The sequence below is a fragment of the Kitasatospora sp. NPDC049285 genome (assembly GCF_040678815.1).
In the GTDB taxonomy this organism is placed as follows: Bacteria; Actinomycetota; Actinomycetes; order Streptomycetales; family Streptomycetaceae; genus Kitasatospora.
The window spans coordinates 21,967-41,277 of the sequence record NZ_JBFAQR010000053.1 but is presented as its reverse complement, the minus strand read 5'-3'; the positions used below and the strand labels follow the sequence as shown (position 1 = coordinate 41,277).

Annotated in this window: 21 protein-coding genes and 1 tRNA gene; 8 read left to right on the top strand and 14 right to left on the bottom strand. The window is 74.1% G+C overall.

Going from position 1 to position 19,311, the window contains the following annotated elements; translation table 11 throughout:
* Window positions 1–62 precede the first annotated feature (62 nt).
* The 9 genes from AB0K51_RS26970 to AB0K51_RS26930 all read right to left on the bottom strand — a co-directional run bounded on the left by AB0K51_RS26970 (window position 63) and on the right by AB0K51_RS26930 (window position 8,203).
* Complete coding sequence (locus AB0K51_RS26970) at window positions 63–869, bottom strand: RNA polymerase sigma factor SigF (RefSeq protein WP_363459750.1); 807 nt, start codon at window positions 867–869, stop codon at window positions 63–65.
* Between the two features lie 245 nt (window positions 870–1,114).
* A complete protein-coding gene (locus AB0K51_RS26965) occupies window positions 1,115–1,408 on the bottom strand; it encodes a Dabb family protein (protein ID WP_363459738.1) in 294 nt (97 codons plus the stop codon).
* 75 nt (window positions 1,409–1,483) lie between these two features.
* The gene (locus AB0K51_RS26960) at window positions 1,484–1,648 is read right to left on the bottom strand and encodes a hypothetical protein (RefSeq protein WP_363459737.1); all 165 of its coding nucleotides are present in this window, start codon (window positions 1,646–1,648) and stop codon (window positions 1,484–1,486) included.
* A 429-nt stretch (window positions 1,649–2,077) separates the two neighbouring features.
* Complete coding sequence (locus tag AB0K51_RS26955) at window positions 2,078–5,785, bottom strand: HEAT repeat domain-containing protein (protein ID WP_363459736.1); 3,708 nt, start codon at window positions 5,783–5,785, stop codon at window positions 2,078–2,080.
* The gene (locus tag AB0K51_RS26950; protein ID WP_363459735.1) at window positions 5,782–6,198 is read right to left on the bottom strand and encodes a hypothetical protein; all 417 of its coding nucleotides are present in this window, start codon (window positions 6,196–6,198) and stop codon (window positions 5,782–5,784) included. Before AB0K51_RS26950 ends, AB0K51_RS26955 begins: the two co-directional genes overlap by 4 nt.
* A 132-nt stretch (window positions 6,199–6,330) precedes the next feature.
* Window positions 6,331–6,417, bottom strand: a tRNA-Ser gene (locus tag AB0K51_RS26945).
* A gap of 69 nt (window positions 6,418–6,486) precedes the next feature.
* The gene (locus AB0K51_RS26940) at window positions 6,487–6,918 is read right to left on the bottom strand and encodes a nucleoside deaminase (RefSeq protein WP_363459749.1); all 432 of its coding nucleotides are present in this window, start codon (window positions 6,916–6,918) and stop codon (window positions 6,487–6,489) included.
* Between the two features lie 137 nt (window positions 6,919–7,055).
* Entirely contained in the window at window positions 7,056–7,616 is a 561-nt protein-coding gene (locus tag AB0K51_RS26935; RefSeq protein WP_363459734.1) for a hypothetical protein, read from the bottom strand.
* Between the two features lie 350 nt (window positions 7,617–7,966).
* Window positions 7,967–8,203 (bottom strand): hypothetical protein, encoded by a 237-nt coding sequence (locus tag AB0K51_RS26930; RefSeq protein WP_363459733.1) that lies wholly within the window; start codon window positions 8,201–8,203, stop codon window positions 7,967–7,969.
* 150 nt (window positions 8,204–8,353) lie between these two features.
* On the opposite strand from AB0K51_RS26930, the gene upp reads away from it, so the two are divergent.
* Window positions 8,354–8,989, top strand: a complete 636-nt coding sequence (gene upp / locus AB0K51_RS26925; protein ID WP_363459732.1) for a uracil phosphoribosyltransferase — start codon at window positions 8,354–8,356, stop codon at window positions 8,987–8,989.
* Between the two features lie 98 nt (window positions 8,990–9,087).
* On the opposite strand, the gene AB0K51_RS26920 is transcribed toward upp, so the two are convergent.
* The gene (locus AB0K51_RS26920) at window positions 9,088–9,789 is read right to left on the bottom strand and encodes a LytR C-terminal domain-containing protein (RefSeq protein WP_363459731.1); all 702 of its coding nucleotides are present in this window, start codon (window positions 9,787–9,789) and stop codon (window positions 9,088–9,090) included.
* Window positions 9,790–9,985: 196 nt separating this feature from the next.
* Window positions 9,986–10,282, bottom strand: a complete 297-nt coding sequence (locus tag AB0K51_RS26915) for a type II toxin-antitoxin system VapB family antitoxin (RefSeq protein ID WP_030273186.1) — start codon at window positions 10,280–10,282, stop codon at window positions 9,986–9,988.
* 137 nt (window positions 10,283–10,419) lie between these two features.
* On the opposite strand from AB0K51_RS26915, the gene AB0K51_RS26910 reads away from it, so the two are divergent.
* The gene (locus tag AB0K51_RS26910) at window positions 10,420–12,024 is read left to right on the top strand and encodes a helicase HerA-like domain-containing protein (protein ID WP_363459730.1); all 1,605 of its coding nucleotides are present in this window, start codon (window positions 10,420–10,422) and stop codon (window positions 12,022–12,024) included.
* A 7-nt stretch (window positions 12,025–12,031) separates the two neighbouring features.
* Here AB0K51_RS26910 and AB0K51_RS26905 read toward each other — a convergent pair whose 3' ends face one another.
* A complete protein-coding gene (locus tag AB0K51_RS26905) occupies window positions 12,032–13,195 on the bottom strand; it encodes a hypothetical protein (RefSeq protein ID WP_363459729.1) in 1,164 nt (387 codons plus the stop codon).
* Window positions 13,196–13,290: 95 nt separating this feature from the next.
* On the opposite strand from AB0K51_RS26905, the gene AB0K51_RS26900 reads away from it, so the two are divergent.
* The gene (locus tag AB0K51_RS26900) at window positions 13,291–14,127 is read left to right on the top strand and encodes an alpha/beta hydrolase (protein WP_363459728.1); all 837 of its coding nucleotides are present in this window, start codon (window positions 13,291–13,293) and stop codon (window positions 14,125–14,127) included.
* Window positions 14,128–14,183: 56 nt separating this feature from the next.
* Window positions 14,184–14,705: a YbhB/YbcL family Raf kinase inhibitor-like protein gene (locus AB0K51_RS26895; RefSeq protein WP_363459727.1), complete on the top strand. Its 522-nt coding sequence runs from the start codon at window positions 14,184–14,186 to the stop codon at window positions 14,703–14,705.
* A gap of 25 nt (window positions 14,706–14,730) precedes the next feature.
* Here the strand turns inward: AB0K51_RS26895 and AB0K51_RS26890 are convergent, their stop codons facing one another.
* A complete protein-coding gene (locus tag AB0K51_RS26890) occupies window positions 14,731–15,315 on the bottom strand; it encodes an HhH-GPD-type base excision DNA repair protein (RefSeq protein ID WP_363459726.1) in 585 nt (194 codons plus the stop codon).
* Window positions 15,316–15,434: 119 nt separating this feature from the next.
* Here AB0K51_RS26890 and AB0K51_RS26885 point away from each other — a divergent pair, with 119 nt between their 5' ends.
* The gene (locus AB0K51_RS26885) at window positions 15,435–15,944 is read left to right on the top strand and encodes a histidine phosphatase family protein (RefSeq protein ID WP_363459725.1); all 510 of its coding nucleotides are present in this window, start codon (window positions 15,435–15,437) and stop codon (window positions 15,942–15,944) included.
* 38 nt (window positions 15,945–15,982) lie between these two features.
* Window positions 15,983–16,579, top strand: a complete 597-nt coding sequence (locus AB0K51_RS26880; protein ID WP_363459724.1) for a hypothetical protein — start codon at window positions 15,983–15,985, stop codon at window positions 16,577–16,579.
* A gap of 4 nt (window positions 16,580–16,583) precedes the next feature.
* Here AB0K51_RS26880 and AB0K51_RS26875 read toward each other — a convergent pair whose 3' ends face one another.
* Window positions 16,584–17,684, bottom strand: a complete 1,101-nt coding sequence (locus AB0K51_RS26875; RefSeq protein WP_363459723.1) for a hypothetical protein — start codon at window positions 17,682–17,684, stop codon at window positions 16,584–16,586.
* Between the two features lie 275 nt (window positions 17,685–17,959).
* On the opposite strand from AB0K51_RS26875, the gene AB0K51_RS26870 reads away from it, so the two are divergent.
* Window positions 17,960–18,757, top strand: coding sequence for a VOC family protein (locus AB0K51_RS26870; protein ID WP_363459722.1), 798 nt, complete (start codon window positions 17,960–17,962; stop codon window positions 18,755–18,757).
* Between the two features lie 4 nt (window positions 18,758–18,761).
* Entirely contained in the window at window positions 18,762–19,286 is a 525-nt protein-coding gene (locus AB0K51_RS26865; protein ID WP_363459721.1) for a DinB family protein, read from the top strand.
* The last annotated feature ends 25 nt before the right edge of the window (window positions 19,287–19,311 follow it).

Sequence of the window (19,311 nt, the reverse complement as noted above, 5' to 3'; positions counted from 1 at the left end):
CCGGCAAACCCGAACGTCGCGAGTCGTCACGAGGCGGTAACGCGCCGCGACGCGGGCCGGGGTCACTCCTCCCAGGAGTTGCCGGTGCGCAGCCGGGTGAGGATGCGGGAGAGCAGCCGGGAGACGTGCATCTGGGACATGCCGAGCTCGGTGGAGATCTGCGACTGCGTCAGGTTGGCGAAGAACCGGAGCATGATGATCCGCCGCTCCCGCTCGGGGAGCTGGACCAGCAGGTGGCGGACCATGTCGCGGTGCTCGACGTCGGTGAGGGCGGAGTCCTCGTAGCCGAGCCGGTCGAGCAGGGCGAGGCCGCCCTCGTGCTCCTGGGCGGCCTCCAGGGAGGCGGCGTTGTAGGCGCGGCCGGCGTCCAGGCAGGCCCGGACGTCCTCCTCGGGGATGCGCAGGTTGGCGGCGATCTCGGGGACCTTGGGGACCCGGCCGTGAGTGACCGTCAGCTCCTCCATGGCGCCGCTGACCTGGACCCAGAGCTCCTGCAGGCGGCGCGGGACGTGCATGGTGCGGACGTTGTCGCGGAAGTAGCGCTTGATCTCGCCGAGGATGGTGGGCAGCGCGTAGGTGGGGAACTGGACGCCGCGGGTGGGGTCGAAGCGGTCGATGGCGTTGATCAGGCCGATGGTGCCGACCTGGACGATGTCCTCCATCGGTTCGCTGCGGCTGCGGAAGCGGGTCGCGGCGTAGCGCACCAGCGGGATGTTGATCTCGATCAGCGCGGAGCGGACCCGGGCCCGTTCCGGGGCGTCGGGCGGGAGTTCGGCGAGCCGCTCGAAGAGCACCCGGGTCAGGGTGCGGACGTCCATCGCGCCCCGCCCGCCGGAGCGGCGCGCGGCCAGCTCGGCGGGGTCCGGCACGTCCTCGAGCCGGTCCTCCGGCGCACTGTCCTGCGTCCGCACGGACACGTCACCCCTCCCTCGTCGAATCACCTCGCCAAAATTTCCGGCAAAACCGGTCATAGCATCACAAGTCGCTCCACTACCGGGCAAGCACCGGGCGGAGGCGTGTTGACGGGGCGTCCAGCATTCGGCGCAGTGCGTGACGACCCCCGGCCTCGCGCGGAGGCCGGGGGTCGTCGGGGTCGTGCGTGTGCGATGTGTGCTCAGACCTCGATGTCCGCGATCACCCAGGTGGCGAACTCGCGCCACTGCCCGGCGGCGGCCTGGTGCGCCGGGTGGCCCAGGTACGCGGCCAGCGCGTCGCGGTCCTCGACCAGGCTGTTGATCGCGAAGTCGTAGGCGATGTCACGGTCGGTGGTGTTCCAGCCGCACTCCCACTCGCGCAGCTCGGGGATCAGCGCGCCGAGCCCGGCGAACGCCTCCGCGCCGGCGACCGCCCGCGGGTCGTCCTGGGCGACGCCGGAGTTGAGCTTGAACAGGACCAGGTGCCGGATCACGATGCCGCTCCTCGCGGGTGAGGGAGGCACGTCCCGTCGGGAGGGCGCCCCCGAAGGACGAACCCCGCCACGGTACTAGCGGACCAGTCCGGTCATGAAAGCGCCGACCGCCTTCGCCGCGTCCGAGATCCCGATGAAGCCCTGCTGCACCAGCTCGGCCGCGCGGACCGGCGAGGTGATGATCGTGTAGATGACGAAGATGACCAGGACCCACATGGCCACCTTCTTCGCCTGAGCCATCGAACGGGCCGCCTCCCTGATGTGGGCCGCCGCCTTCTCCCCGAGCGGCCCTGCCACCCGGCAGCTTATCCACCGGACGGCGCAAGGGGTGAGGGCCTTGTTCACCCGGCGGGACGAAGGTCCCCCGCCCACAGGGCTTTCTCCGGATGTGGCCACCCCCCTGGCGCGGCAGGATGGTTGATGTACCGAGGATCTGGCAGGAATCTCCGGTACGGCGATCCGGAGGTCCCCGCTGTGGGACCGGGCGCCGCGGCTTCCCCCCGAACGCGGCACCGGTTGTGGGACCTCCGATCGGGGCAGCAGCTCGTCCCCCGGAGCTGCTGCCCCCACCACGGACCGCGAGGTTCGAGACGGCCCCGCACTCCCCGGCGACGGTGGTAACCGCCCGGGAGTGCGGGGCCGTTCGCCGTTCCCCGGCCGCCCGACCGCTCAGTGCGGCAGCGCCGGCGGCTCCCCGGCGGGCCGGACCAGGTCCAGCAGCCGCTCCGCCTCGGCCGCCGCGAGCGGGACCCGCTCCGCCCCGGCCCGCGCCGCCAGCAGCACCGCCGTCGCCGCGTCCGGCCGCCCGAACGCCAGCCCGCGCAGCGCCGCCACCCGCACCTCCGGACTCTCGTCCTCCACCGACCGCCAGCGCAGCAGCTCCACCACCGCGTCCCGCTCCGGCGCCCCGACCAGCCCGCGCAGCGCCACCCGGCGCGGCAGCGGGTCCGGATCGGCGGTGGCCCGCTCGCGCAGCAGCGCCCAGGCACCGGGACCGGCACCCCGCCGGCGCGACAGCGCGTGCAGCGCGATCGCCCGGATCGGCGCCGAACGGTCGCCCACCGCGCGCTCCCGCAGCAGCTCCCACACCGCCGGATCCTCCGACCGGTGCGCCAGCAGCGCCCGCAGCACCGCCAACCGCACGTCCGCCTCGCGCAGCCCCGCCGCCCGCTCCAGCAGCAGCGCGGCGGCCCGCGGCTCCCCGTCGAAGCACCGCACCACCGCGCTGAGCGCGAGGTCGCGGGTGTACGCGTCGGGGTCGGCGACGGCCCGGTCCAGGAACAGCGAACGGGCCGCCGCGCCCGGGTCCTGACGGTTCGACAGGGCGGTGAGCACCGCGCCGCGCACCACCGGGTCGGGGGAGTGCTCGGCCTGCTCGCGGACGAACGCGTCCAGCTCCGGATCGGCGCCGAAGTGCGCCGCCAGCTCGCGGGTGGCCAGCGCCCGGCCGGGCCCGTCCCCGGCGGCCCGCTCGAACAGGAACAGCGCCACCCGCGGATCGCCCGCCCAGCCCTGGCTGAGCAGCGCCAGCGCGAACGCCCGCACGTCCGGCACCCGGTCCGCCGCGGCGAAGCCCTGCAGGTGCTCGGCGACCTGCGGGTCGCCCGCCCAGCGCCGGGCCAGCACCGACAGCGTCCGGCGGCGCACGATCGGGTCGGGGTCCGCGGCGACCTGGCGGCACAGGTACGCCGCCACCTGCGCGTCGCCCGCCCAGCCGTGGGCCAGCCCGCCGAGCGCCGCCGCCCGCACCTGCGGGTCCTTGTCCGACTCGGCCAGCTCGCGCAGGAACGGCGCGTTGCGCGGGTCCTCGGCGGGCTGCAGGCAGATCGCCCCCAGCGCCATCACCCGCACCGTGTGGTCCGGGTCGGCGCGCACCCGCTCGCGCAGGAACTCCGCCAACTCGGTGCCGATCCGGCCGTTCACGGTGAGCGCCAACACCGCCAACCCGCGGATCTCCGCCTGCGGCTCGGCCGCCGCGATCTCCCGCAACAGCTCCTGGGCCGGCGCCTCGTCCGTCCAGCCCTTGCCGAGCGCCAGCATCTCGCTCAGCCGGTTCCGGCCGCGCACCGCGGCGACCCGCTCGTGCAGGAACGCCGCGCTCTCCGCGTCGCCCGCCCAGCCCTCGGCGAGCGCGTCGATCGCGGCCTCCCGGGTCAGCTGGTCCGGGTCCTGCTCGATCCGCAGCCGGACGAACGCCGCGGTGTCCGGGTCGCCCGCCCAGCCCTCCGCCAGCGCGCCGAACGCGGCCGCCCGCAGCGCCACCGACCAGCCGTGCTCGGCCCAGGCACGCAGCACCAGCGGGCCGCGCGGATCGTTCAGCTGCAGCGCGCAGGCCAGCCGCGCAGCGAGCGAGCCGACCTCCGCCAGGGTCGGCGACTCCAACTGCGCGTGGTGCCCGTACACCAGGTACCAGCGCAGGAACCGCTCCCGGCCCACCCAGTGCGGGCCGAGTCCCGCCAGCACCGGCCGCAGCCCGTCCAGCGCCTCCACCGTGTCGCCCAGCAGGTAGGTCGAGCCCTCCGCCGCGTACGACTCGAACAGTGCCACCAGGGCGTCCACCACCGCGATGCTCTGCGCCGCCACCAGGCCGAGCTTGCGCACCTCGCCGAGGCAGCGCACCGCCAGCACCAGCCAGTCCGGCGCCTCGCCGAGCGCGCTGGGCAGCGCCGGGGCGGCGGCCAGCAGCCGGGAGACCGCCTCGCCGACGAAGCGCTCGTCCAGCTCCCCGGCCAGCAGGAGCAGCACCTCGCGCCAGGCCGGGTCCCGCCAGCGCCGGGCGAACACCCCGTCCAGCAGCTGGGCCTCCGTCAGCGAGCGCTCCCGGTTGAACCGGTAGGCGATGTCCGCGGCCGCCAGGTACTCCAGGAACGCCCGGTGCACGAAGCCGTACACCTCGCCGCCGAACCGGCTGAGGATGAAGTTGCGCTCCCGGAACTGCTGCAGCATCGCCCGGGCCACCGGCGCGGCCCGGTCCGCGGGCAGCTCGTAGCGCTCGCGCAGGTACTGCTCGAAGGAGGCCAGCAGCTCCGCGCCCGGGATGTGGTTGGCCGCGATGCCGTCACCGCCCTCCTGCATCCGCCGGGCCACCAGCCGCAGCAGCTCCAGCCGGTCCTCCGAGGCGAGGTACGGCATCCCGCCGTCCACCCGGCGGTCCTGCAGGTACTTCGACGGGTCCCAGTGCTCCACCAGCACCGCCACCGCGTGCTCGTACACGGTGCGCCGGTCCCGCGGCAGCTCCCGGCGGCGGCCGATGATCGCCAGGATGGTCAGGATCAGCGGGTTGCCCGCCAGCTCCCGCACCGGCGCCGACGCCTGGATCGCCGCCATCGCCCGGCGGCGCAGCCGGGCCGCCTCCGCGGGGTCGTTCGGGCAGGCGTTGCCGTACCAGCGGGCCGCGAACTCCTCGATCTGGCCGAGGTCCAGGTCCTCCAGCATGTAGTGGCCGAAGCCCGCCCCGTCCAGCGGCTCCCGCCGGTAGCCGATCACCCGCGAGGTCACCACCACCCGCAGCTGCGGGTAGCGGGCCGCGAACGCGGCGATCCGGCGGCTCGCGGTCTCCCGTACCTGCGGGTCGAACAGCTCGTCCAGGCCGTCGAAGAGCACCAGGGTGCGGGCCGCGTCCTCCTCCAGCTGACGGTGCAGCAGCTCCGCGGGCAGGCCCAGGCCCTCGGTGTCGTACAGGTGGACCAGGAAGTCCTCGAAGGTGCGACCGCGCCACTCCGCGTCCGCGTACCGGCGCAGCTCCACGATCAGCGGCAGCCGCCCGGCCAGCGCCGCGACCTCCTCCGGGACGGGCGCCCCCGGGCGGATCAGCGGCTCGGTGAGCGCCAGGCACAGGAACCGCGCCAGCGTCGACTTCCCCGAACCCGGGTCGCCCAGCAGCACCGCCCGGTGCCCGTCCGGGCCGGCCAGCAGCGGCAGCACCGGCACCGCGGGCCGCCGCCGGTACGCCTCCTGCACCCGGCGCACCGTCTCCCGCTCCACGCCGGGCGGCAGCTCCTGGCGGTCCAGCTCGCCCTCCGCGGCGAGCCGCCGCAGCAGCTCCCGGGGCAGCTCCACCGGCGGCGGGTCGGCCCGCACCAGCTGCGGCACGAACACCTCGCGCAGGTGCACCGCCGGGTGCTCGTCCTGCTCCGACAGCGGGGTCAGCACCTCCAGGTCGAGCCGCTGGTAGCGCTCGCGCAGGCGCAGCGCGTAGCCGCGGCGGGCCTGCTCCGGGTCGCCGGGCGGCGCCGCGGGCGGGCCGACGGTGATCTGCACGCGCTCCGCGTGCGCGATCTGCGTGACGTCGCCGCCGACCTGCGCGTGGTCCGCCGACTGCGTGGTCCGGCCGGCCTCCTCGGCGCCGAACAGCCGCCGCCACAGGCCCCCGCTCACGGCTGCTCGCCGAAGCGCACCGAGCCGTCCACGCCGTCCACCAGGTCGACGTCCCCGCCCGCGCGCACCCCGCGCACCGACTGCCCGTCACCACCGCCCTCGGCGGGCGGTACCGCCGCCTCCGGGACCGGGCCGCCCGCCGAGGGGCGGACGATCACCACGTCGCCCTTCACGTCCCGCACCAGGCGCACCGAGCCGCCCGCCGCCGTCCCGTCCGCGGACTGGCCGCCGCCGCGACCGCGCACGCCGCCGGTGACCGTCAGCGCCAGTCCCGCGACCCCCGCGAACAGCCCGAGCACGCCCGCCCACTGGTTGGCCCGCTCCAGCCCCTCGCTCCACAGGAACACCGCCAGCCCCGCCATCGAGACCACGGCCCCGCCCCACACCGCCACCCGCCAGCGCACACTCCCCATGCCCGCATCATCCCTCAACTGCCGCCCCGGCAATCCAGTTTGACGCCCCGTAGACCCCCACCCGCCGACCCCGTCGCCCGGAAACGCCGAAGGGCCCCGACTGATGCTCAGTCAGGGCCCTTCGATCGAGAGCGGTAGCGGTGGGATTCGAACCCACGGTGGAGTTGCCCCCACACACGCTTTCGAGGCGTGCTCCTTTGGCCGCTCGGACACGCTACCGAGGGGAACTCTACCGGATGGGCCTGGGCGGGACGAAATCCGTATCGGGGGGAGTTCGGGGCGCGGGGGTCAGCGCTGGGTGTCGAAGAAGGCGCGCAGCTGGGCGGTGCAGTCGTCGGCGAGTACGCCGGGGACCACCTCGGGGCGGTGGTTGAGGCGGTTGTCGCGGATGACGTCGAACAGCGACCCGGCCGCGCCGGCCTTCGGGTCGAGGGCGCCGTAGACGACGCGGTCCAGCCGGGAGAGGACGATCGCGCCGGCGCACATCGTGCACGGCTCCAGGGTGACCACCAGCGTGCAGCCGCTGAGGCGCCACTCCCCGACGGCGCGGGCGGCCTCGCGGATCGCCACCACCTCGGCGTGCCCGGTGGGGTCGCCCACCGCCTCGCGGACGTTGCGGCCCCGGCCGAGCAGCTCGCCGTCGGGACCCAGGACGAGCGCCCCGACCGGGACGTCACCGGTGGCGGTGGCCAGCGCGGCCTCCTCGATGGCGAGGCGCATCTGGCGGGTCCACCGGTCGCGGACCGGATCGGGGCGCTCGGGGGCGGGCAGCGGGGCGATCCGCGGCCGTTCGTCGACGATGAGGGGCGAGCTGGGGACGGGCTGCATGGACCCAGTGTCGGACACCGGGCCCGCCGCTACCGAACGGCCTCCAGGACTTCGCTGCAGCCCAGCGCCTCGGCGATCTCGCCCAGCGCGTCGCCCGGCGCCGCGCCCTCGCCGGCCAGGTCCAGCAGGTCCGCGGCGGCCATGCCGAACTCGGTCAGCAGCTCGGAGTCCCCGATCGGCCCGACCGGGGCGCCGCCCCGACCGCCCGCGGGCTCGTCGTCGTCCTCGTCCTCGGCCTCGGCGGCCGCCTCGTCGTCCTCGTCGAGCTCGGCGACCAGCCCGTCCAGGTCGTCGAAGTCGGCCTCCCCGTCCTGTTCGATCAGCTCGTCGGTGAGCACCGAGCCGTACGAACTGCGCGCCGCCGCCGCCGCGTCGGAGACGAAGATCCGCGGGTCGTCCTCACCGTCGATGCGCAGGACGGCGAACCAGGCGTCCTCCTGCTCGATGAAGACCAGCACGGTGTCGTCGTCGTCCGCCGCCTCGCGGGCCAGGTCGGTCAGGTCGGCCAGGGTCTCTACGTCGTCGAGTTCGGTCTCGCTCACGTTCCACCCGGCACCGGTGCGAGCAAGCACTGCAGCGAAGTACGCCACCAGGGACACTCCCAAGATTGGTCTCGGCTGTCGGCGATCTCGGGCGGGTGCGGTCCGGCCGCCCCCGCGCCAGCAGGCGGTCCGCTGTTCGGACCGCCCCCACGGCATCGTGACAGAAAGCCCGCCGCTGCGGGGGGTGTTCGGCAGCGCGTCTTCGCAGGTCGTGTCGGAATGGCCGGGTTGCGGCCGCCGCGCGCGTCGATCACGGCGCTCAAACCCGTTCGGGTGGGGGCGTTCGGGGGCTCACGGGGCGCAACTGCGGTGGGGGCGCGGGGCGTCCGGAGGCCGCGGCGCGCGGTCGGGGACGGCCCGCGGCGCGCGGTCGGGGACGGCGGCCGGGAGCGGGAGGATCAGATCCGGAAGGTGCGCATCCGCAGGGCCTCGCGCAGCCGGCGCTCCTTGGTCCGTCGTGGCTGCACCCGGGCGCGCAGCTCTCTGGCCTCGGCGAGCTCCCGCAGGAAGACGGCCCGGCGCTTGCGCCGTTCCGCGGCAGTCTCGGCGGCTGTCTGGGGCGTCGGACGGGCCTCGTCTGTCGAGCCGGACCCGCCCGCGCCGGCGGTGGTCGCCCGCGTCGGGTTGCTCTTCATAGGTTCCGACTTTCCCAGATGCGTCCGTCCAATACCACAGGAAAGCGCGCTCTTCGGTCATTCCTCCCGCCCGCCGAGCTGGCCGCGGCGGGTCGCGGCGCGACCGTGCGGAGTCGTACGCACGTGCCGACGGCCGTTATCGTCGTTCCCATGCGTCTCCACGTCGTCGACCACCCGCTGGTCGCCCACAAGCTGTCCACCCTGCGCGACGAGCGCACGGACTCGCCGACCTTCCGTCGGCTCACCGACGAGCTGGTCACCCTGCTCGCGTACGAGGCGACCAGGGACGTCCGCACCGAGACCGTCGAGATCACCACCCCGGTCGCCGTCACCATGGGCACCCGGCTCTCCTACCCGCGCCCGCTGGTCGTCCCGATCCTGCGGGCCGGCCTCGGCATGCTCGACGGCATGACCCGGCTGCTGCCCACCGCCGAGGTCGGCTTCCTCGGCATGGTCCGCAACGAGGAGACCCTCGAGGCCTCCACGTACGCGACCCGGATGCCGGACGACCTGTCCGGCCGGCAGGTCTACGTGCTCGACCCGATGCTCGCCACCGGCGGCACCCTGGTCGCCGCGATCCGGATGCTGCTGGAGCGCGGTGCCACCGACGTCACGGCGGTCGTGCTGCTGGCCGCGCCGGAGGGCGTCGCGCTGATGGAGCGCGAGCTCGCCGGCCAGCCGGTGACCGTGGTGACGGCGGCCCTCGACCAGCGCCTCAACGAGCACGGCTACATCGTCCCGGGCCTCGGCGACGCGGGCGACCGGCTGTACGGCACGGCCGGCTGACCGCGGGTGAACGAAGAACCGCCCGCGGAGAGGATTCCTCTCCGCGGGCGGTTCCTGCTGTCCGCGCCGGGACACCAGGGTCGGACGGGCCGGACGGCTCAGCAGTGGCCGGGCTCCGGGGTGGGCGACGGCTTGGTGAGTTCGGCGAGGGCGGCGGCGGCCTGGGTGGGGTCGGCGAGCGCGCTGAAGGTGTCGCCGATCACCAGGTCGACGCTGGCGTCGGCGCGGGTGTCCTCGGTGGAGGTGGCCGTGGCGACCTGGGAGACCAGCAGGGTGGCGGCGCCGAGTCCGCCGGGACCGCTGATCACCTGGGCGGTACCGGGGACCTTCTTGTCCAGCGCGGTGGGCGCGTTGCCGACCTTGCCGACGGTGAAGCCGCGCTTCTTGAGCTCGTCGGCGGTGTGGGCGGCCAGGCCCGCCTTGCCGGTGGCGTTGTAGACGTTCACGGTGACCGCCTGCGGCTGCGGGACGGCCGTGTTGCTGGCGGCCGGCGCCGGGGCGCCGGGCGAGGCCGGGGCGCTCGCGGCGGGCGAACCTGAGCCCGCCGGCGTCGGCGCGGCGAGCGGCTTGCCGGAGTTGCTGGGAGTGGCGCAGGCCTGCGCGGAGGCGTGCCTGCCGTGACCGGTGAAGACGTCGTACAGCTGGACGCCGCCGACCGAGACCAGGGCGAGGGTCAGGACGCCGCCGAGGCCGAGGGCGACCTTCCGGCCGCGGCGCGGCGGGCGCCCCAGCCGGGGATAGGCGTTTCCGGTGACCCGGTACTGCTTCCCCTTCAATCCCCGGGGAGTCAACATGCTCATGGTCTGTCTCCCCCTAGGTGCCAGGGTGGGGTGCCGGTGACCGCGGTGCGGCGCGAGCTGCGTGAACCGTCGTAGTCAGCAGATTAATCCGACAACGGCCCCGAAGGTACTGGATGATCATCATCCGGAGTACGACGGCACTCGAAAGGACGTACCGACACGGTCCGCCGGTTGCCGCCGGGCGGGTGACGGACCCTCAGTCCATCTCCAGCACGCGGGCGTGCAGCACCTGCCGTTGCTGGAGCGCGGCCCGCACCGCGCGGTGCAGTCCGTCCTCCAGGTACAGGTCGCCGTGCCACTTCACCACGTGGGCGAAGAGGTCGCCGTAGAACGTGGAGTCCTCGGCGAGGAGGGTCTCCAGGTCCAACTGGCCCTTGGTGGTCACCAACTGGTCGAGCCGCACCGGACGCGGCGCGACGTCCGCCCACTGGCGGGTGCTGGTCCGTCCGTGGTCGGGGTACGGCCGCCCGTTGCCGATGCGCTTGAAGATCACACGGAAAGCCTACCGTTTGGGGCGCGGCGGGCGCAGCAAGCCGGACAAGCGGTGCGTTGACCGGGCAAGCCGGGAGCTGGGCGTTTTGATGGGAAGAGCAGCCTTTTCCACCGATCCGTCCGGGGAGATCCGAGGACATGACCGCCGACACCAACTCCGCCGGGGCCGAATCCGCGACCGCCGCCGCCCCCGCCGGGGCCGCCGCCGAACTGCCCGCGCCGGTCGCCGAGATCGCCGCGGGCTACGCCTTCGACGGACCGGCACTGCGGCTCGGCGCGGTGCTGCAGGGCGCGACCGCCTACCGCGACGCCCAGGTGCGCATCCCGCTCGGGGTGCTCAACCGGCACGGGCTGGTCGCCGGGGCGACCGGCACCGGCAAGACCAAGACGCTGCAGCTGATCGCCGAACAACTCTCCGCGGCGGGCGTCCCGGTCTTCCTCGCCGACGTCAAGGGCGACGTCTCCGGGATCTCCGCCCCCGGTGAGGGCGGTGCGAAGCTCACCGCGCGGGCCGCCGAGGTCGGGCAGGAGTGGACCGCCGCGGGCTGCCCGGCCGAGTTCTACGCACTCGGCGGCCTCGGCACCGGCACCCCGATCCGAGCCACCGTCACCAGCTTCGGACCGCTGCTGCTGGCCAAGGTGCTGGAGCTGAACGAGACCCAGGAGGCCTCGCTCTCGCTGGTCTTCTCCTACGCCGACCGCAACGGCCTGGAGCTCTACGACCTCAAGGACCTCGGCGCGGTGATCGGCTTCCTCACCTCGCCCGAGGGCAAGGACGAGCTGAAGGGCATCGGCGGACTCTCCGCCGCCACCGCCGGGGTGATCCTGCGTTCCCTGACGGTGCTGGAGAACCAGGGCGCGGGCGCGTTCTTCGGCGAGCCGGAGTTCGACACCGCCGACCTGCTGCGCACCGCCGACGACGGGCGCGGGGTGGTGTCGGTGCTGGAGCTGCCCGCCGTGCAGGACCGGCCGCGGCTGTTCTCCACCTTCCTGATGTGGCTGCTGGCCGACCTCTACCAGCAGCTGCCGGAGGTCGGGGACCTCGACCGGCCGAAGCTGGTGTTCTTCTTCGACGAGGCGCACCTGCTGTTCAAGGGCGCCTCGAAGGCCTTCCTGGAGGCGATCACCCAGACCGTGCGGCTGATCCGCTCCAAGGGCGTCGGCATCTTCTTCGTCACCCAGACCCCGAAGGACGTCCCCGCCGACGTGCTGGCCCAGCTCGGCAACCGGGTGCAGCACGCGCTGCGGGCGTTCACCCCGGACGACGCGAAGGCGCTGAAGGCGACGGTGTCGACCTTCCCGAAGTCCTCGTACGACCTGGCCGAGGTGCTCACCGGGCTGGGGACCGGCGAGGCGGTGGTGACGGTGCTCTCCGAGAAGGGGGCGCCGACCCCGGTCGCGGCCACCCGGCTGCGGGCGCCGCAGTCGCTGATGGGTCCGGTGCCGGAGGGGGAGCTGGCGGCGGCGGTGGCCCGGTCGCCGCTGAACGGGAAGTACCGGGACGCGGTCGACCGGGAGTCGGCGTACGAGAAGCTCGCCGCGCGGGAGGCGCCCGCGGCGGAGCAGCCGGCCGGGCGGGAGCCGGAGCCGGTGCGGCGGGAGGAGGCGGAGCGGGACGAGGACGGGCTGCTGGGGTCGCTGCTGAACAGCTCCGCGCTGAAGTCCTTCGCCCGCTCGGCGGGGACGCAGCTGGGACGGGAGATCAGCCGGAGCCTGTTCGGGACGGCGAAGCGGCGGCGGTAGCCGGCGGTCAGCCCAGCGCCTTGCCGATGCGGTCCAGCGAGCTGAGGCGCATCAGGCCGTAGTTGTAGAACTCGACCTCGGGGACGCCGAGTTCGCGCAGGGTGGCGATCTTGGCGGCGAGGTTGGCGGGGCCGTCGCAGTCGGAGGCCATCGGGCGGAGGATGACGGCCATCGACTCGGGGCGGACGCCGTGCAGGGCGAACGCGGCGACCTTCTCGCGGACCGCTTCGGGGGTCTTCGCGTAGCCGAGGGTCTCGATCTGGTGGGCGGCGCCGGCCAGGGCGGGGAGGTCGATGCCGGAGAGCCAGCCGGTGCCGGGGCCGCCGCCGTCCATGAAGGTCAGGCGCATGCCGTGGGCGGCGGCGGTGGCGGCGAGTTCGGCGGTGAGGGTGGTGACGGTGCGGGCGGAGACGTCGACGTAGGCGGCGAGGGCGCCGTTGGCGATCCGGTCGAGCGGGGTGGCGGCGAGCGCGGCGTCCTCGTCGGCGAGACGCGCGCGCAGTTCGGTGCGGACGGCGTGGCGGACGTCCTCGGCGGGGACGCCGGCGGCGGTGGCGGCGGCCGTGCAGTGCGGGCAGAAGCAGAGCGAGAGGAGGGCCTCGGTGACCGGGCCGAGCTCCTCGAAGTAGCGCTCGTGGTGGTAGCCGTGGCGCAGGCCGTGGAAGTGCAGGGACTCGGCCCGGATCGCGTCGACGCCGTAGCGGGCGAGTTCCTCGACCAGGCCGTGGCAGTACTCCCGGACCTCGGGGTTGGCGGGGCACAGCTCGGTGAGGTGGCGGTCGCCGAAGGCGTTGGCCGGGGCGCAGTCGGGGTGGGCGAAGCCGAGCCGGTCGTTGTGGCAGAAGACCGTCCAGGCGTGCAGCTTGAGGCCGCGTCGGCGGGTCTCCTCGGCGGCCTCGGCGAACGGGTCGTGGCGGCCGATCGCGCTGGAGGGCAGCGGGGCGAGCCGGCGGCCGGCCCAGCGGGCCGGGTCGGGCCGGAAGTAGGCGGCGCCGGGTTCGAGGTAGCGGATCACCCGGTGCGGGTTGTGCGGGAAGACGTCCCTGGCCTCGTGGTAGACCGAGGCCAGCGTGACGCCGCCGACGCCGGCCCGGTCGGTAAGGTTGCCGAAGAAGGTGTCGGCCCCTTCGTCGAGCAGGTCGGTGGCGAAGGCGAGGACGGACGACTCCACGGGGCGACTCCGGAGCAGGAAGTACGGGGAGTGACCACGCTAACCGCGGCCTCCTGTATTGGTCTATACCTGGTTGGGTGAGGGGAGCGGGCGCGATGGCGGTCTACCGGGGGTTCGACCAGCGGGAACTGGACCGCGAGTACTCGCCGAGCAGCCGGGTGGACGACTTCGGCGCCGAGCTGGCCGCGTACGCGCGGGGCAGCGAGCGGGCGTACGCGGAGCTGGCCGGGCGCCGCGAGCTGCGGTACGGGACGGCCGAGCCGGAGCTGATCGACTTCTTCCCGGCCGGGCCGGGCGCGCCGCTGCACGTGTTCGTGCACGGCGGCTACTGGCAGGAGCTGGGCAAGGAGGACTCGGTCTTCCCGGCGCCGGACTTCGTCCGACGGGGCATCGCGTACGCGGCGGTCGGGTACGGGCTGGCGCCGCGCTGGTCGCTGGAGGAGATCGTCGGGCAGGTGGTCGCGGCGGTGCGCTGGCTGGTGGAGCACGCCGGGGAGCTCGGGGTGGACGCCTCGCGGATCGTGCTGAGCGGCAGCTCGGCGGGCGCGCACCTGGCGGCGTGGGCGCTGCTGGACGAGCGGCTGCGCGGCCGGATCGCCGGGGCGGCGCTGCTCAGCGGCGTGTACGACCTGGAGCCGATCGCGCTGACCTACGTCAACGACCCGCTCGGGCTGGACGCGGAACGGGCGCGGGCGCTCAGCCCGCTGCACGCCGAACTGGCCGGGCTGCCCCCGCTGGTGGTCGCGCTCGGGGAGTTCGAGACCGGCGAGTTCGGCCGGCAGCAGGGCGAGTTCGCGGCGGCGGCGCGGGCCGCCGGAGTGCCGGTGCGCCAGTTGCTGGTCGGCGGGCGCAACCACTTCGACGTGGTCTTCGACCTGGGCCGCACCGACACCGCGCTCGGCGCGGCGGTGGCGTCCCTGGACGGGAGCTGACGCTCCGTAGACTGCCGCGGGTACCCCCGTTTCACCTTTGACGAGGACGGTGTCCGATGACCGCGCGCATCCCGCTGCCATACGACTTCCTGCCGCCGGTGCCGGCGTTCGAGCTGACCAGCACCGACCTGGTGGACGGCGCGACCATGCCGGACGCACACGTGCACAGCGGCGGGAACCTCTCGCCGCAGCTCGCCTGGTCCGGCTTCCCCGCGGGGACCCGGAGCTTCGCGGTGACCTGCTACGACCCGGACGCGCCGACCGCGGCCGGCTGGTGGCACTGGCTGGCCGTCGACCTGCCCGCCGACACCGTGGAACTGCCGCGCGGCGCGGGCTCCGCCGACGACGCGCTGCCCGGCGGCGCGTTCCACGTCCGCAACGACTTCCCCGGCCACCGCTACGACGGCGCGGCCCCGCCGCCCGGGCCGGCCCACCGCTACGTCTTCGTGGTGCACGCGCTGGACGTGCCGAGCCTGGGCGTGGTGCGCGACACCCCCGCCGCGCAGGTCGGCTTCCACCTCACCGCGCACGCGCTCGGGCGGGCGCTGCTGACCGTGGAGTACCGGTCCGCCCCGTGACGGAGTGTCAGGGCCGCCGGGGGCGTCAGCCCTTGGCGGCCTTCGCGGCGGCCTTGGCCTCCTGCTTGGTGGCGCGCACCTTCAGCAGCGACTCCGGGCCGGTGATGTCGGCGACCGAGCGGTAGCAGCCCTCCTCGCCGTACGCGCCGGCCGCCTCCCGCCAGCCCTCCGGCCGCACCCCGTACTGCTTGCCGAGCAGGGCCAGGAAGATCTGCGCCTTCTGCACGCCGTAGCCGGGCAGTGCCTTGAGCCGGCTCAGCAGCTCCTTCCCGGTGGCGGCGTCGCGCCAGACCGCCTCGGCGTCGCCGTCGTAGCGCTCGACCAGGTAGGCGCAGAGCTGCTGGACCCGCTTGGCCATCGAGCCGGGGTAGCGGTGCACGGCGGGCTTCTCGGCGAACAGCGCGGCGAAGGCCTCCGGGTCCTGCGCGGCGATGGCGTGCGCGTCGAGGTCGTCGGCGCCCATCCGCTGGGCGATCACCAGCGGTCCGGCGAACGCCTTCTCCATGGGCACCTGCTGGTCCAGCAGCATCCCGGTGAGCGCGGCCAGCGGGCTGCGGCCGAGCAGTTCGTCGGCGTCGTCCTGCTGGGCGAGGTGGACGGTGACAGCCATGGCGGCCTCCGGAACGGGGTCGGGGCTTCCATCCTGTCAGCCGCGCGGCGGCCGTGCGGACGCAACACGCGCGCGCCGGGGGCGGGGCGGCGGGGGGGTGGACGGGCCACACTGGGGGGATGACCGAACACCGGCGGTTGATCGTGCTGCGGCACGCCAAGTCCGATTGGCCGGACGTCCCCGACGAACTGCGCCCGCTCGCCGAACGCGGCCGGGCCGACGCGGCGGCGGCCGGACGCTGGCTGCACGCGCACGGCTTGGCGCCGGACCGGGTGCTGTGCTCGACGGCGGTCCGCACCCGGCAGACCTGGGAGCTGGCCGAACCCGAGCTCGACGGCGCCCCCGACCTGGTCCTGGAGCCCCGGGCGTACCGCGCCGACGCCGATGAACTCGTGCAGCTGCTAAGGGAGTTGCCGTCGCCGGTGCGGACCGTGCTGCTGGTCGGGCACCGTCCGGAGGTGCAGGAGCTGGTGCTGCTGCTGGCCCGGGACGAGGGGAGCGAGCCGCTGGAGCGGGTCCGGGAGAAGTTCTCCACCGCCGCCGTCGCGGTCCTGGAGGTGCCCGGCGAGTGGCGACAACTCGCACCCGGAAGTGCCGAGTTGACCGCCTACGCGGTACCGCGCGGGTGACCTGCCGGGAGCGGACGGGCACGTGATAGGGATGGGGCATGCGCTTCGACTCCGTCCCCATGCCGCCGACCGTGGACGCCCGCCCGCGTGACGAGCGCGGCTACCCGGTGCCCGCGATCACCCCGTGGGAGGACGGCCGGCCGCAGTTCGCGCTCACCGACTACGAGCGCAGCGCGACCTGCGCCCGGGAGCGGCTCTGCTCGGTCTGCAACACCCTGATGCCGCGCGGCCCGGTGTGGCGGGTGGTCGGCGCCACCGAGAGCGCGGCGATCGCCGAGGCGCTGGCCTCCGGCCGCCCGTACCGCAACATGGCGCCGACCCTCGAGGGCCCCGGCCACCGGGCGTGCATGCTGTACGCCTCGATGGTCTGCCCGTACCTGGCCCGGCCGAACGCCCGCCGCCGGGTGACGGCCGATCAGAGCGAAGCCCCGGACGACCTCACCGGACACGTGGTCCGGGGGGTCGCCCGGGGCGAGCTGGGCGCCGTGGTCGGCTTCGCCGACTACGAGTTCGGGATCACGCCCGACCGGGTGCTGTTCCGATTCGTCGACCTGGTGGAGTACCTGCCGCACGACACGGCGGACAGTCAGCTGCCGGAGCTGCAGGCCGAGTTGGCGCGGCTGTCGGAGCGGTGACGGTTCAGCGGTAGGCGGGCAGGCCGGCGGTGTCCGAGACCTTGACGATCTTGCCGCCCGCGAGCGGGACGGTGTAGACGCCGTCCTGGCCGCGGAAGGCGACGGTCTTGCCGTCCTTGGAGACGGCCGGCTCGGTGTAGTCGGTGGCCGCGTCCGGGGTGAGGTCGCGCTCGACCTTCTTCTGCTCGCGCAGCGAGGACTCGAAGATGTGGTCGTGGCCGCCGACGGATCGGACGAAGACCACGTCCTGCTCGTCGGGGCCGAGGGCCGGCTGGGAGCCCTTGGTCACCGCGCCGCCCTGCTGGCGCAGGTAGTCGTCGCGGATGTACACCTGGCCGTCGGCCTGGTTGGCGTACACCGCGGTGCCGGCGTGGCCGCCCACGTTCGGCCACAGGTTGCCGGTCTGCGGGAGCGGCTTGGTGTTCTCGTCGTCGAAGTACGGGTTCAGCGAGAGGACCGCCGGGACGCCGCCGGCCTGCGCCGGGGCGCTGAGCAGGGTCAGGGTGCCGTGGTCGTCCGCGGTGAAGAGCAGGTTGTTGCGGGCCTTGATGTAGCCGTTCTCGCCGGCACCGTTGACCTGCCAGGTCGGGTGCGACCAGGTGACGCCGGACGGGGCCTTGGCGACCATCACCCGGTTGCTGCCGTCGGGGGCGGACATCTCCAGGTTGCCCTCGCCGTCGACGAAGGCGGCGTGCTTGCCGTCCGGGGACCAGGCCAGGTCACGCACCACGGTGCCGAAGTCCACGACGGTGCCGTTCATCACGACGTAGCGGGTCCCGTTGCTGATCGTCAGGCCGTTGCCCGCGGTGCCGTTCAGCGCCGCCTTGGTAGGGGTCGCGCTCGGCATGGCCGGGGCGGAGGTGGCCGGGGCGGCGGAGGACGGGGCCGCGGTGGAGGCGGTGGCGCTCGGGGCGGTCGAGGCGCTCGCGGAGGCGGAGGCCGAGGCGGCGGGGGAGCCGCTCTTCGAGGCCGTGGCGCTGGGCTTGGCCGGGGCGCCGGTCTGGGTCTCGGGGTCGCAGGCGGTCAGCGCGAGGGCGGAGCCGGCGGTGACGGCGGCGACGAAGGCAACGGCGGCGGAACGGCGGAGGCGGGCGCGCGCGGACATGGATGGTTCCCCCCAGGGACGTGGTCGGTGGTGCTTCTCGGTGTTCTTCGCCCTGCGGCTTCCCGGCCGTTCTTCCGGCCGTCCGTTCGGGCGATGTCTAAAGATTGACAGTCCAAGGTCCGTGCTCTGTGCGCTGACTGTCACCGCTGGGCAACAGCGGTTCGTACAGGTGCTGGCGTGCCGCCGGGCGGGTGTCGGCAGCAGCCGATAGCGTGTCAGAAACCGGCTGTATCAACCGTTTTCGGTTTCCTGTCGAACGGCGGAGGGAGTCACAGATGGCTGCGCGACCCGAGGGCACCCCGTGTTGGGCGGACGCGATGTTCGCCGACCTGGAGGGCGCCAAGAGCTTCTACGGTGAGGTGCTCGGTTGGACCTTCGGCGAGGCCTCGTCGGAGTTCGGGGACTACACGCAGGCCTACAAGGACGGCAAGGCGGTGGCCGCCGTCGTCCCGCCGATGCCCGGGCAGGAGGGCCACTCCGCGTGGGTGCTCTACCTGGCCTCGCCGGACGCCGCGGCCACCGCGGAGAAGGTCCGCGCGGCCGGCGGCAAGGTGCTGATGGAGCCGATGCAGGTCGGTAGCTTCGGCACCATGGCGATCGCCGGCGACCCGGCCGGCGTGGTCTTCGGCATCTGGCAGGGCGGCGACCACGAGGGCTTCGAGCTGCGCGACGTGCCCGGCAGCTACGGCTGGGCCGAGGTCTTCACCCGGGACACCGCCGCGGCCAACGCCTTCTTCCCGAAGGTGTTCCCGTACGTCGTCCAGCGGATGCAGGACGACAACGTCGACTACAGCGTCTACAGCCTCGGCGGCGAGCCGGTGCTCGGCTCGATGGGCATGGGGCCGGAGGTGCCCGCCCAGGTGCCGTCCTTCGTCAGCGTCTACTTCATCGTCGAGGACACCGACGCCGCCCTCGCCCGGGTCGCCAAGGCCGGCGGGGAGCTGGTGTTCGGCCCGATGACCACGCCGTTCGGGCGGTTCGCCTCCTTCGTCGACCCGCAGGGCGCCGCGTTCTCGGTGATCGACCCGGCCGCCGCGGAGGGCGAGCCGCCCAGCCTGGTCCAGGCGGGCTGATCCGGTGGCCGCCACCGACGCCGCCGCGCCGACCGGCGAACGGGCCGACCTGCTCGCCGCGCTGGACAAGCACCGCGGCTTCCTGCGGTACACCGTGCGGGACCTGACGGACGACCAGGCCCGGGAGCGCACCACCGCCAGCGAACTGTGCCTCGGCGGGCTGATCAAGCACGTCGCCGGCGTCGAGCAGCGCTGGCTGAGGTTCGCGGTCGGTGGGGCCGAGGCGATGCGCGCCGACGGCAGCCCGCAGGACTCCGCCTGGGGCGACCAGTTCCGGATGCTGGAGGACGAGACGCTGCCCGGCCTGCTCGAGCGCTACCGGCAGGTCTCCGACCACACCGACCAGCTGGTCGCCACCACGCTCGACCTCGACCAGCTGCAGGAGCTGCCCCGCTCGCCCTGGTTCGAACCCGGCGCCACCTGGAGCGTGCGCCGCGTCCTGCTGCACGTCATCGCCGAGACCGCCCAGCACGCGGGCCACGCCGACATCATCCGCGAGTCGCTGGACGGCCAGAAGACCATGGGCTGACGGTCCGTCACCACGGGCCCGTTCC